General features: G+C 71.4%; 14 protein-coding genes, 1 tRNA gene and 1 pseudogene. 8 read left to right on the plus strand and 8 right to left on the minus strand.

Annotated features, from left to right (window positions below):
* Positions 1-105 (plus strand): annotated as a pseudogene (locus AB0A95_RS26915) (dTDP-glucose 4,6-dehydratase); the annotation flags it as partial.
* Between the two features lie 76 nt (positions 106-181).
* On the opposite strand, the gene AB0A95_RS26920 reads toward AB0A95_RS26915, so the two are convergent.
* Positions 182-1,675: a sugar transferase gene (locus AB0A95_RS26920; RefSeq protein ID WP_357558529.1), complete on the minus strand. Its 1,494-nt coding sequence runs from the start codon at positions 1,673-1,675 to the stop codon at positions 182-184.
* Between the two features lie 173 nt (positions 1,676-1,848).
* Positions 1,849-2,916, minus strand: coding sequence for an LCP family protein (locus AB0A95_RS26925; protein ID WP_357558530.1), 1,068 nt, complete (start codon positions 2,914-2,916; stop codon positions 1,849-1,851).
* A gap of 117 nt (positions 2,917-3,033) precedes the next feature.
* Here AB0A95_RS26925 and AB0A95_RS26930 point away from each other — a divergent pair, with 117 nt between their 5' ends.
* The 3 genes from AB0A95_RS26930 (at position 3,034) to AB0A95_RS26940 (ending at position 5,160) form a co-directional block, all read left to right on the plus strand.
* Positions 3,034-3,222, plus strand: coding sequence for a hypothetical protein (locus AB0A95_RS26930; protein ID WP_357558531.1), 189 nt, complete (start codon positions 3,034-3,036; stop codon positions 3,220-3,222).
* On the plus strand, positions 3,213-4,031 hold the full coding sequence (locus tag AB0A95_RS26935; RefSeq protein WP_357558532.1) for an MOSC N-terminal beta barrel domain-containing protein: 819 nt from the start codon (positions 3,213-3,215) through the stop codon (positions 4,029-4,031). Before AB0A95_RS26930 ends, AB0A95_RS26935 begins: the two co-directional genes overlap by 10 nt.
* Before the next feature lie 112 nt (positions 4,032-4,143).
* A complete protein-coding gene (locus tag AB0A95_RS26940) occupies positions 4,144-5,160 on the plus strand; it encodes an expansin EXLX1 family cellulose-binding protein (protein WP_357558533.1) in 1,017 nt (338 codons plus the stop codon).
* Between the two features lie 54 nt (positions 5,161-5,214).
* Here AB0A95_RS26940 and AB0A95_RS26945 read toward each other — a convergent pair whose 3' ends face one another.
* The 3 genes from AB0A95_RS26945 to bcp form a co-directional block, all read right to left on the minus strand.
* The gene (locus tag AB0A95_RS26945) at positions 5,215-5,742 is read right to left on the minus strand and encodes a GNAT family N-acetyltransferase (RefSeq protein ID WP_357558534.1); all 528 of its coding nucleotides are present in this window, start codon (positions 5,740-5,742) and stop codon (positions 5,215-5,217) included.
* Between the two features lie 92 nt (positions 5,743-5,834).
* Positions 5,835-5,917, minus strand: a tRNA-Leu gene (locus AB0A95_RS26950).
* A gap of 88 nt (positions 5,918-6,005) precedes the next feature.
* Positions 6,006-6,482: a thioredoxin-dependent thiol peroxidase gene (bcp, locus tag AB0A95_RS26955; RefSeq protein ID WP_357558535.1), complete on the minus strand. Its 477-nt coding sequence runs from the start codon at positions 6,480-6,482 to the stop codon at positions 6,006-6,008.
* A gap of 364 nt (positions 6,483-6,846) precedes the next feature.
* Between bcp and AB0A95_RS26960 the strand changes: the two genes are divergently transcribed.
* Genes AB0A95_RS26960 through AB0A95_RS26975 form a run of 4 tightly spaced genes read left to right on the plus strand, consistent with a single transcriptional unit; the run spans position 6,847 to position 9,539 of the window.
* Positions 6,847-7,563, plus strand: a complete 717-nt coding sequence (locus AB0A95_RS26960) for an energy-coupling factor ABC transporter permease (protein ID WP_357558536.1) — start codon at positions 6,847-6,849, stop codon at positions 7,561-7,563.
* Positions 7,560-7,997 (plus strand): PDGLE domain-containing protein, encoded by a 438-nt coding sequence (locus AB0A95_RS26965; protein ID WP_357558537.1) that lies wholly within the window; start codon positions 7,560-7,562, stop codon positions 7,995-7,997. The genes AB0A95_RS26960 and AB0A95_RS26965 overlap by 4 nt, the downstream gene beginning before the upstream one ends.
* A 16-nt stretch (positions 7,998-8,013) precedes the next feature.
* Positions 8,014-8,784, plus strand: a complete 771-nt coding sequence (cbiQ, locus tag AB0A95_RS26970; RefSeq protein WP_357080977.1) for a cobalt ECF transporter T component CbiQ — start codon at positions 8,014-8,016, stop codon at positions 8,782-8,784.
* On the plus strand, positions 8,781-9,539 hold the full coding sequence (locus tag AB0A95_RS26975; protein WP_357558538.1) for an ABC transporter ATP-binding protein: 759 nt from the start codon (positions 8,781-8,783) through the stop codon (positions 9,537-9,539). Before cbiQ ends, AB0A95_RS26975 begins: the two co-directional genes overlap by 4 nt.
* A gap of 146 nt (positions 9,540-9,685) precedes the next feature.
* Here AB0A95_RS26975 and AB0A95_RS26980 read toward each other — a convergent pair whose 3' ends face one another.
* Genes AB0A95_RS26980 through AB0A95_RS26990 form a run of 3 tightly spaced genes read right to left on the minus strand, consistent with a single transcriptional unit; the run spans position 9,686 to position 11,995 of the window.
* The gene (locus AB0A95_RS26980) at positions 9,686-10,768 is read right to left on the minus strand and encodes a hypothetical protein (protein ID WP_357558539.1); all 1,083 of its coding nucleotides are present in this window, start codon (positions 10,766-10,768) and stop codon (positions 9,686-9,688) included.
* Complete coding sequence (locus AB0A95_RS26985; RefSeq protein WP_357558540.1) at positions 10,765-11,478, minus strand: thioredoxin domain-containing protein; 714 nt, start codon at positions 11,476-11,478, stop codon at positions 10,765-10,767. The genes AB0A95_RS26980 and AB0A95_RS26985 overlap by 4 nt, the downstream gene beginning before the upstream one ends.
* Positions 11,471-11,995: a MauE/DoxX family redox-associated membrane protein gene (locus AB0A95_RS26990; RefSeq protein ID WP_357558541.1), complete on the minus strand. Its 525-nt coding sequence runs from the start codon at positions 11,993-11,995 to the stop codon at positions 11,471-11,473. The genes AB0A95_RS26985 and AB0A95_RS26990 overlap by 8 nt, the downstream gene beginning before the upstream one ends.
* Positions 11,996-12,001 lie beyond the last annotated feature (6 nt).

The raw sequence follows: 12,001 nt of genomic DNA on the forward strand, positions 1-12,001 counted from the left end.
TACACCCCCAGCATCACCCTCGACGCCGGCCTCGCCGACACCGTCACCTGGTACCGCGACAACCGCACCTGGTGGGAACCCCTCAAGACCACACCAAACGCCTGAGCTGGCAACGCCGCGGGTGGTGGTGCCGACGTGTCGAGATCGTCGGCGCCACCACCCGCGGCATTGGTGTCGTCGGTCAGCGGCCTCCGGCGCGGAAGACCTCCGAGACGGTGCGGAGCACAACCTTGACGTCCAACCACAGCGACCAGTTCTCGATGTAGTAGTTGTCGAACCGGGCCCGGTCGGAGATCGGGGTGTCGCCCCGCAGGCCGCTGACCTGCGCGAGCCCGGTGAGCCCGACGGGAACCCGGTGGCGTGCCGCGTAGTCCGGGTATTCGGCCGAGAACTTCTCCACGAAGTACGGCCGTTCCGGCCGCGGCCCGACAACGCTCATGTCGCCGCGCAGGATGTTCCACAACTGGGGCAGCTCGTCCAGTGACGTGCGGCGCATGAACCGGCCGATCGGGCCGACCCGGTTGTCGTGCGCGATGGACCAGTTGGTCTGGGACTCCTGCTCGTTCACCGGACGCATCGAGCGGAACTTGATGACGTTGAACGGCTTGCCGTACCGGCCGATCCGCTCCTGGTAGAAGAAGATGCCCTTGCCACCGTCGATGAACGTGGCGAGGGCGCAGAGCAGCAGCACCGGGCTCAACAGCAGGAGCGCCACCCCGGCGAACAGCATGTCCGACGCGCGCTTGATGGCCCACCGCGGGCCGGTCAGCGTGATGTCGCCGATCTTGACGATCGGGAACGCGCCGATGTGGTCGGGGTAGCCGCTGTGCGAGCGTGAGCCCCACAGACGCGGCACGGCCCAGAGGTCGCAGCGGGAGCTGCGCGGCTGCAACAGGGTCTCCATCAGCGTGGTCTCGTCGCAGTCCGGATCGGCGATGATCAGGACCTCGCACTCCGTCAGCCGGACGAGGTGTTCGAGGTCCGACATCGACCCGCTCAGCGGCAACGCACCGTTACCCTGGCGCGACGCGACGTCGACGCAGCCGGCGTACCGCAGGCCGTACTGCGGGTAGCGGCGCAGCAGCCGGGCGATCTCGAGGCCGATCGGGCCGCCGCCGACGACGAGCGCGTTGTGCTCCGCCCATCGACGCTTGCGGGACAGGACGGTGAACGACCTGCTCGCCGCGCGCCCGAGGATCACGAGCAACGCCGACAGCGCGACGCCGCGCATGAACCCGCCGACGTACGCCACCGAGGCGTGGCGTTCGGCCGCGATGATGGCCACCACCGAGGCGGCGGCCAACAGTCGCCCGCAGAGGCTGGGCAGCTCGTCGAGGATGCTCACGTGCCGGCGCGGCCGGTAGAGGCCGCCGACCGCGAAGAGGGCCAGGGTCAGGGCCGCGTTGGCCATCGTCCCGCGCCAGTAGCTCTGGCTCAGCAGCAGCGGAGTGACGAGCGCGACGGCATCGACGGGCGCGATCATCATCCAGGCCCGCAGCCACCGGGTCCGCGACGAGGTGCGGGACCGCGCGTACGGCAGGACGGCGGTGGTGCCCAGGCCGGGCGTCTCCACCTTGGCCTGCGTCTCCACCTTGGCCTGCGCCCGAACCCCGGGCTCCCTGGTCTGGGGTACGGGTGGGGTGCCGCCGTAGAGGCGGGCCCCGTCGCCCGGCATGTCAATCCCCTCCTCGCCGACTGGCGGCGTGGAGGAATGGCTGGTCGCCGGCTGGCCTGGCACTTAGTGGACCTCCCCGTGAATGCCCTCGGTCGCGCATCCCGACCATAGGGCGACCGAACTCTACGATCGACCGGGTCGAGTCACCATAGCCGCCAAGTCAGTTCCTCCTCCTACTTTGCGGCGGAGAGGATTCCCGGAACGTTGTCGTTGCGGACCGCCTCGAAGACCTTGGCTGCCTTCTCCTTGTCGGCCAGCACCACGCTCTCGGTGCCCATCGTGCCGGTGCCCTTCACCGGGCAGGTGAGGAACGTCAGGTTGCCGCTGCGCAGGTCACGCATCTCGGAGGCGAGATCAATCAGGTTCAACTTCTTGTCCACGGCGACCGCGTCCGCCGTCGCCTTGACGAAGGAGTTGAGCTTGGCCGGGTTGGCGAGAGTCCCACCGGACGCCGCCTTGTCCAGGATTGCCTTGATCACCTGCTGCTGGTGCCTGATCCGGGCGAAGTCGCCGTCGGCGAAGGCGTGCCGTTCGCGTGCGTAGTCCAGCGCGGCGGCCCCGTCCATCTTCTGCCGTCCGGCGTTGAACGTCCGGCTGCCGTTGAGCGCGTACAGCGTGGTGAAGCCCTTCTCCACGTCCACGGTGATGCCGCCGAGCGCGTCCACGATCTCCTTGAAACCGCTGAAGTCGACGATCGTCACGTGGTCGATCCGCACGCCGGTGAACTTCTCCACGGTCTGCACCAGCAGCGGCACGCCGCCCCACGCGAACGATGCGTTGATCTTCGCGTCCCGACCGCCGCGGCCGGACGAGGACTTCGGCACGCTGACCCAGGTGTCCCGAGGGATCGAGATGAGCTGGGCGCTGGACCGGTCCTTCGGGAGGTGGGCCACGATGATGGTGTCGGTGCGGGAGCCGGACTCGTTGCCCGGATCGCGTGAGTCGCTGCCGAGAATCATGATGTTCATGGCGCCCTGGGCGTTCTCACCAACCTGCGGGCGGTCGGCCTCCGGCACACCGTCGAAGGCGTCGACGCGTTCGATGCCGGAGTTGATGGAACGGAAGTACAAACCGCCGGCGATCATGCCGCTACCGCCGAGCAACGCCAGGACCACGAAGGTGATCAAAGCGACCTTTTGCCACCGGGGACGCTTCCGCCGCACCTTCTTGGTCGGCTCCGATGGTTGCTGCGGCGCGATGAACTGAGTCTCGGGCTCCGCGTACTCTTGGCGATACTGCATGCCGCGATGCTACTGATTCCGGGTTACCGGCATGTACCCCCGTCCGGGTCATAGCGTTCCACGTCCCGACCGAAACTTTTCCGACGATCGTTGGCCGGAACCTGCTATGAAGCAGCCATGGACGCCACGCAACCGCGCCGAGTCGTCGCCCGCACACCGTTCGCCCCGGTCGCCGCCGACGAGATCGAGCCCGACCAGGCGTTGCGGCGACACGTCGCGCAGGCCACCGCCGCCCGCCGTGGCCTGACCGACCACCGGCATCCGGGCGGCGACAACGGCAGAGGGGCGGTAGTCAGGTGCGATTGACGTCGATCCACACGTACCCGGTCAAGGGCTGTCACCGGCTCGACCACGACGGCGCGTTCGTGCGGCCGTGGGGCCTGGCCGGCGACCGGCGCTGGATGGTCGTCGACGCCGACGGCGTCGGCGTCACCCAGCGGGACACCACCCGGCTGGTCGGCCTGCACGCCACAGTTCGCCCCGGCGGTCTGACGCTGCGCGCCGACGGGCGGCCCGACCTCGACGTGCCCGAGCCGACCGGTGGCGATCCGGTCGCGGTGCGCACCTTCGGCCACCGCACCATCCCGGTCCCGGCTCTGCCGGCCGGGCGAGCGGCCGACGACTGGCTCGGTGCGCTGCTCGGCCGACCGGTCCGGCTGGTCTGGCTGGCCCGGCCGACCCGCCACCTGGCCGCCGCGGACCGCGACCACGACACCGGCGACGAGGTCAGCTTCGCCGACGCCTACCCGCTGCTGCTGACGAACACCGCCTCCCTCGGCGTCCTCAACGAATGGCTGGCCGAGGCGGACGAGGAGCCGGTGCCGATGACCCGGTTCCGACCCAACCTGGTCGTCGACGGGGCGCCGGCCTGGGCCGAGGACGACTGGGTGGGTCGGTCGCTGCGCATCGGTGACCTGCGGTTTCGCGCCGCCGGGCCGTGCGGCCGCTGCGTCGTGACCACGACCGACCAGGAAACCGGGGTACGCACGCGGGAACCGCTGCGCACCCTCGGCCGCCACCGCAACGTCCAGCAGAAGATCCTCTTCGGACTGCACCTGGTGCCGCTTGACAGTGGACCACTGGCCGTGGGGGCCGCGCTCGTCCCCGCGCCCTGACCGGTCACCGCGACCCTCGACCGGAACCCGCCGATCACCGTCCGTCGACGCTGTCTTAGCTTTGGCTTAGCCGGCTTGTCGGCTCACGCCCGGTTCCGGCAGCATCGCCGTCGTGACGGATTCCGGCAGCATCGCCGTCGTGACGGACGCAAGCGTTGTCGACATCGACATCGACCTGGACCGGGCGCCCGAGGTCCGGCCGCGGTCGTCGTCGCGCTGGACGCCCTGGCTGGTCGCCACCGGCGTCACAGTCGTCGCGGCGGCACTGGGGCTCACCCTGACCCTGCGGTCGGGCTCCGCCCCGGCCTGCGCCGCCGGCCGGACGCTCGCCGCCGCACCGCCCACCGGCACCGCCACCCACAGCGGCAAGGCCACCTTCTACGACTCGAACGGCGCTGGCGGCAACTGCTCGAACCCCGCCGCCCCGGCCAACCGCCTCTACGTCGCGCTCGGCCCGACCGAATACGCCGCCGGCGCCGCCTGCGGTGGCTTCCTCGACGTGACAGGCCCGAAGGGCACCGTCCGAGTGCTGATCATGGACCAGTGCCCGGAGTGTGCGCCAGGGCATCTCGATCTGTCCCGCGAGGCGTTCACCCGGATCGCCGAGCCGGTCCAGGGGCTCGTCCCGGTCACCTACCGCGCGGTGGTCAATCCACCGCTGCCCGGTCCGCTCACCTTCCGGATGAAGGAGGGGGCGTCGCAGTTCTGGTTTGCCGTCCGGGTCGGAAACCACGGCAACCCGCTGCGGTCCGTCGAGGTCCGGCAAGGTGACAGCGATCCGTGGCGCCCAGCCGCCCGGCAGGACTACAACTACTGGCTGATTCCCTCCGGCGCCGGGGCCGGGCCGTTCACCATCCGCGTCAGCGACGTGTACGGAAACCGCGCCACCGTCGGCGGCATCCGGATGGCACCCGGCCAGGTGCAGAACAGCGCGGTCCGGATGTACGGGCCCGTCGGGGCGGCGGCCACCCCGCGCCCGTCCGCGTCGGCCCGGCCGTCCGGCAAACGACCCGCCGGTACGCCGACGCCGGCCCGCCGCCCGGCCGAGGTGGCGCAGGCGAGCGCACCCGTCACCGGCACGCCGAGCACCCAGCCGGTCGCGGCGAACGCCCGCTGGTGCGCGGGCTGACCGCTCAGTCTGGTGCGCGGGCTGACCGCTCGGTCTGGTGCGCGGGCTGACCGCTCAGTCGACGGGCGTCAGGTCGAGCCACATCAGGACCTCGTCCCGGTCGTCACCGGGCGCCACCCGCAACGCGCCCGGCAGCCGGCCGATCTCCCGGTAGCCGAGGCGAGCGTAGAACCTGTCCAACCCCAACCCGTCGCGCACCGTCACGTGCAGCGCCTCGTGGCCGAACCGCCTGCCCAGCCGGGCGGCCTCGGCCATCAGCGCCGAGCCGTAGCCGGTGCCCTGGGCGTCCGGGTGGACCATCACCCGCTTCAACACACACCAGTGCGCCTTGAGCGGGAAACGGTTGTCACTGAAGACCAGCAGGGCCACCAGCCGCTCGCCGGAGTAACCGACGAGCAGGCGGTCCGGTCCGTCGGTGATGCCGGCGAAGGTCGGGTCGGCGAGCACGTGGACGTCGGCGACGGTCACCGGCGGGACGAAGCCGACCGCCCCGCCAGCGTTGCTCGCGTCCGCCCAGAGCGCGACGATCTCGGCGCGCAGCTGCGGGGTCAGGTCGGGGTCGAGGACGAAGCGCAGACTCACGCTCGCCATCCTGACCCGCCGACCAGGCCCGCGACCCTCGACAGTGACGCGCCCGACAGGCGTCGTCGGGGCCTGTGGTGCTCGTTGACCTGTGCGGGAGAGGGGATTCGAACCCCTACGCCCTTTCGGACAATAGGACCTAAACCTATCGCGGCTGCCGTTACGCCACTCCCGCCAACCCGCTGAGTCTAGAACGTCTGGCTTCGGCGGTGTCGAGCCCGGCCTCCCGGCGGCCGGTCGGGGCCGTGCCGGGGCGCTCCGCCTCAGTCCAGGCCGAGGTCGCGGCGGAGCTTCGCGACGTGCCCGGTGGCCTTCACGTTGTAGAGCGCTCGCTCGATCTTGCCGTCGGCGTCGATCACGAACGTCGAGCGGATCACGCCGGTCACGGTCTTGCCGTACAACTGCTTCTCGCCGTACGCGCCGTAGGTGGTCAACACCGCCCGGTCCGGGTCGGACACCAGCGGGAACGTGATCGCGTCGCGCTCGCGGAACTTCGCCAACTTCTCCGGCTTGTCCGGGGAGATACCGACGACCTCGTACCCGGCGGCCTGGAGCGAGGCGAGCGAGTCGCGAAAGTCGCAGGCCTGCTTGGTGCAACCGGGGGTCATCGCGGCCGGGTAGGCGTACAGGACCACCCGGCGACCGCGCAGGTCGGCGAGAGACAGCTGGTCACCGGTGTCGGTGGCGAGGGTGAACTCGGGCGCGGGGTCACCGGGGGAGAGGCGGTCGGGCGTGGTCATGGCCCGACGATACCGCCGCCCGGCTGGGCACCCGGTCCGGCGTCGGCCCAGCCCGGCCCGGTCTGGCGTCGGCCCGAGGTTGGCTGGTGATCGACTCGTCTTTCAGGAAACCGGGGCATCCAGTGGCCGTGGACCCCCCGACATCAGGAAGGTCGAGTCGGTCACGAAGCGGACACCACGGATTTCAGGATGGCGAGTCGATCACCTGGGCAGCGGGACCGCCGCACGGGACCGCAGCAGAGGTTGGCTGGCCGTAAAGGTGATCAACACCTCGCGTTGTTGCCAGAGCCTGGCAACAACGAGTGTTGGGAAATAGGCTGACGCACGCTGGCCCGGTCGGGCCCGCTGACGTGTGGGAGGTCGCGTGGAAACACTGGCGATGCACATCTCGAACGGGATCATCGACGGTCCGGTGGCAGCGATCTTCGCTGCGCTCGCTCTTGCCGCGCTCACGTTCTGCGTCCTGCGCGGCCGGCGTGACCTGGACGACCGGCTGGCCCCGATGGCGGGCCTGGTGGCCGCGTTCATCTTCGCCGTCCAGATGCTCAACTTCCCGATCTTCACGGCCGGGGTGAGTGGCCACCTGCTCGGCGGCGCGCTCGCCGCCATGCTTGTCGGCCCGTGGGTCGGCGCGCTCTGCGTGTCAGTGGTGCTTGTCGTGCAGGCACTGATCTTCGGTGACGGCGGCGTGGCGATGCTCGGCCTCAACATCACGAACATGGCGCTGCTCGGCACCGCCGCGGCGTACCTGCTGATCGCGCTGTTGCTGCGGGTACTGCCCCGTACGCCGGCCGGTCTGGCCGTGACCGCGTTCGTCGCCGCGACGCTCAGCGTGGTGGTCGCGTCGCAGGGCTTCGTCCTGGAGTACTGGCTGGGCGGCACCACCGACCTGGGGAGCAACCTGACCGGCCTGGCCGGCACGATGGCCGGCGTCCACCTGCTGATCGGGCTCGGCGAGGGCCTGATCACCGCGACCACCGTGCTCACCGTCGCGAAGGTGCGACCCGACCTGGTGTACGCGCTGCGCTCGCTGCGCGCCCCCGCCGCCCCCGCTGTCCCGGTCGCCGGAGGTGTCCGATGAAGAACCGCTCCTGGGCCTTCCTGGCCGGTGGCCTGCTGGTCGCCCTGCTGCTCGCCGGAGTGGTGAGCAACTACGCCTCGTCCCACCCGGACGGGCTGGACTCGTCCCTGCTCAAGGGCTGCACTGTCGACGCGGACGACAACATCGTCGGCGGCAGTTGCCCGGCTCAGCAGGCCCGGGACCACGAGTTCGCCGACAGCCCGCTCGCCGACTACGGCGTGCGCGGCGTGCAGAACAGCTTCGTCTCCACCGGCCTCTCCGGAGTGCTCGGCGTGCTCGTCACGTTCGCGATCGGCGCCGGCGGTTTCTGGCTGCTGCGCCGCCGGGGCGCCACGCCGACCGGCAGCGCCGCCTCGACGCCCGGCACCACGCCGGCCGGTGGCGACGCCACGACGCCCGCCGGGGACGACGCGGCGCCGTCCCGCGTCAGCTGAGCAGGGAGTACGCGGAATGGGCGCCGGTCACGGGCACGTGCTGTACCGCGAGGCGGACTCGCCGGTGCACCGGCTCCCACCCGAGGTCAAGATCGTGGCGATGGTGGTCTTCACCCTCGCCGTGGTGGCCACCCCACGCGAGGCGTTCTGGGCCTTCGGCGCGTACGCCGTGCTGGTGGCGGCAGTGGCGGCGCTGGCCCGGGTGGGGCCGCGGTGGCTGCTCAGCCGGGCGCTGATCGAGCTGCCATTCGTGCTGTTCGCCGTGGCGTTGCCGTTCCTCGGCGCCGGCGACCGGGTCGAGGTGCTGGGCCTGCGCCTGTCCGAGGACGGGCTGCACGGCGCGTGGAACATCCTGGCCAAGGGCACCCTGGGTGTGCTCGCCTCGCTGCTGCTCGCCGCGACCACCACCACCCGGGACCTGATCGTGGGGTTGGACCGGCTGCACTGCCCGCAGGTGCTCACCCAGATCGCCACATTCATGCTGCGCTACCTCGACGTGCTGGTGGGTGAGGCGCGGCGGATGCGGGTGGCCCGGATCTCCCGGGGTGACGATCCGCGCTTCCTGTGGCAGCTACGGGGCTTCGCCGCTGGGATCGGGGCCTTGTTCCTGCGTGCCTTCGAGCGCGGCGAGCGGGTCTACCTGGCGATGCTGTCGCGGGGCTACACCGGGCGGATGCCCGCCGTGTGGCAGGGCGACGGTGCCGCGAGCGCCGGTCAGTGGCTGGTCGCGGCGACTGTGCCGGTGTTGGCGGCCTCCATCGCCGCCACCGCCGTCGTGCTGTCATGATCGGTGTCGTGCAGACCGCTCTCTCGCTGGACGTTCGGGGCGTTCGCTACGCCTACCCGGACGGGCATGTCGCCCTGCACGGGGTGGACCTGACCGTGCCGCGTGGCGACCGGGTGGCGTTGCTCGGGCCCAACGGCGCCGGCAAGACCACTCTGGTGCTGCACCTCAACGGCATCCTCACCCCGACCGAGGGCACAGTGAGCGTCGGCGGGCTGACCGTGACCCCGGATCGGGCCACCCTGGCCGAGGTGCGCCGCCGGGTGGGCATCGTCTTCCAGGACCCGGACGACCAGCTGTTCCTGCCCACTGTGGCGGAGGACGTGGCGTTCGGGCCGGCGAACCTGGGTCTGCGCGGGGCCGAGTTGGCCGCCCGGGTGGACGAGGCGCTCGACGCGGTGGGAATGGGTGCGCACCGCGACCGGGCCCCGCAGCACCTCTCCTTCGGGCAGCGCCGCCGGGTGGCGGTGGCCACAGTGTTGGCCATGCACCCGGAGATCCTGGTGCTCGACGAGCCGTCCTCGAACCTGGACCCGGCCGCCCGCCGCGAGCTGGCCGAGATCCTGCGCGGCCTGCCGGTGACGCTGCTGATGGTCACGCACGACCTGCCGTACGCGGCGGAGTTGTGCGAACGATCGGTGATTCTCGACGGCGGCCGGATCGCCGCCGACGCCCCCACGAACATCCTGCTGAACAACGCCCCCCTGCTAACGCGACACCGCCTGGAACTCCCCCAAGGCTTCACCCCACCCCGGTGAACCCCCACCCCCACACCCTCCGCGATCTTGCACTTTGGGTCGCCGCATTGCCGCGAAAGCCACATAACAGCGACCCAAAGTGCAAGGCCGACGCGGGAGGCGGGGGTGGGCGCGGGGTGGGGTGGGCTTGGGTTTGGGGTGGTTGGTTAGGGGTGGGTTGGGGCTGGGGTTGGGGTTTTGGCGGCGGCGTGTAGGCGGAGGACGCCGGCCAGCGTCGCGCCGGCTCCCGTCACCAGGGTCACCGCGACCATCACCCGGGCCATCCCCGGCGACCAGGGGACCGGAGCGATGGAGCGGGCGAACACTGCCGCGTTGCCCACCCCGGCGAAGAGCGCCAGACAGGCCCCGGCCAGCGCCACCGCGAAGTCGGCGGCCGGCCGGCGGCTCAGCGCGTACCAGCCGGCGGCGATCGCGCCGCAACCGGTGAGCAGCGACCAGATCTGCCCGGACAGCAGCCCGACCAGCACCCCGCCCACACCGTGGGCGCCCGCGTCCAGCTCCCGCCCCACCGGGTATCCGACGGCCAACGCGCCGCCGACGACAAGCAGGGAACCCAGCGCGGACAGCGCGCGACCGCCGGCGGGGGCGGCCGCGGCGACAAGGCCGAGCGCGCCCACCGCGAGCAGCCCCACGGTGGTCACCGCCCACCAGGTGTACGCGTCCGGCGGCGGCACCCAGTCCAGTGTCCCGCCGATCGTCAGCGGGTCGGTGCCGTCGCGAAGTGGGATCGTCCACTCCCGGACCCGGTGTTCCCGGTCCGGTGCGGCGCGTACCTGCGCGGGTGGTGCCGACTCCTGCCACAGCGCGCGCTGGTCGTGCCAGCGGACCGCGCTCCCGTCGGCGATCCGCCGCCAGGCCGGCGGGGCGGCCGGGTCGGCCTCGGCCGGGAGCGCGGCGTCCCCGGTGATGGTGCGGTTCAGGTACGTGGCCGGGGAGCGGCTGTTCTCGAAGACCCCGTCCGGGCCGACCCGCAGGTACGGCTCGCCGGAGTAGCCGATGACCTCGATGGCGCGGCCGGTGTCGTTGGTCAGCTCCAGTCGGGCGCCCGCCTCGACGACGCGTACCTCAAGCCCTGGCCGCTGCGGTGTGACCCCGGTGGCCCGGGTGCGGTAGTCGGTGCCGTCCGGCGCGTCCGCGCCGTGCGCGGCGGCGGGCGCCGCGGTGAGCACTGTCGCGGCGAATGCCGCGGTGGCGATCAGGCCGGCGCGAGCCAGCAGGGTACGGATCACTTGGCCGCCGCCACCGCCGCGTTGAGAGCGTCCGGTGTGGGGTTCTCCAGGGGCTGGCCGTTGACCATGATGGTCGGCGTGCTGGTGATCTTGCTCCGGCTGGCCTCGTCGGTGACGTGGTCGGTCCACGTCCGGTACGTGCCGTCCTTGACGCAGCCGCCGAACGAACCCCGGTCGAGCCCCACGCCCGCGCCGATGTCGATCAGTTCGTCGTTGCTGAGCCCGGCGCTGCCCTCCGGCGGCTGCTTCGCGAACAGCGCCTTGGCGTACTCCCGGAACTTGCCGCCGGCCGCCGCGCAGCCGGAGGCGGCCGAGGAGCGGGTGGAGTAGTCGGTGGTGGAGAAGCGGTTGAGGTACGCGACCGGGTGGTAGACCACCTTCGCCTTGTTGTCGGCCACCAGCTGCTCCAGGGCCGCCCCGCTGGTCTGCTCGAACCGGTGGCAGGCCGGGCAGATGAAATCCTCGTAGACGTCGACGGTGACCGGCCCGCCGCCGCTGACGATGCCGGTGCCGGCCGCGTTGGCGCCGGGCGGGGTGGTGAACGTGTCGGAGCGCTGGTTGGACCAGACGACCCAGCCGACGACACCGGCGACGACCAGGACGACGACCGCCGCGGCGGAGACCCAGATCGTGCGGCGACGCCGCCGCTCACTGGCGAGTTGCTCGCGGACCACCCGGGCGGCGTCCCGCTTCCCCTTGCGACTACTCATCCTCGTCCTCCCCAGCGGGTTCGCCGGACAACCACCCGTCCACCGATACCGGCGTACGTGGCCAGACCAGCAGAAATCCGGCCAATACCAAGAATCCCAGGTCCCGGAGGATCTCCGGGAGGTAACTGGGTGCCTGCCCCTCGGCCAACTGCCCGCCGCTGCCGAAGCAGCCGCAGTCGATGGCCAGCCCTCGTGCCCAGGCCGAGGCGATCCCCGCGACGAAGACCACCAGCAGTGCGGCCGACACCCCGGCGACGAGCCGGGTGGCCAGCCCGAGCAGCAACAGCGCGCCCAGCGCCAACTCGACGAAGGGCAGGGCCGCGCCGAGCACCGTCGCCACGTCGTACGGAAACACCTGGTACGCGTTGACGGCTCGCCCGGAGGCGGCGAGATCGCCGACCTTCGACGCGCCGGCGACGAGCCAGACGGCGGCGAGGCCGAGCCGTGCGGCAGTGCCGAGCCAGGGCCGGACGACAGGCCAACGACCGGCCCCGTTGGGAGGTGCAGTCACGCTCATTTGTCG

It is taken from the genome of Micromonospora sp. NPDC049230, assembly GCF_040647875.1.
Classification (GTDB): domain Bacteria; phylum Actinomycetota; class Actinomycetes; order Mycobacteriales; family Micromonosporaceae; genus Micromonospora.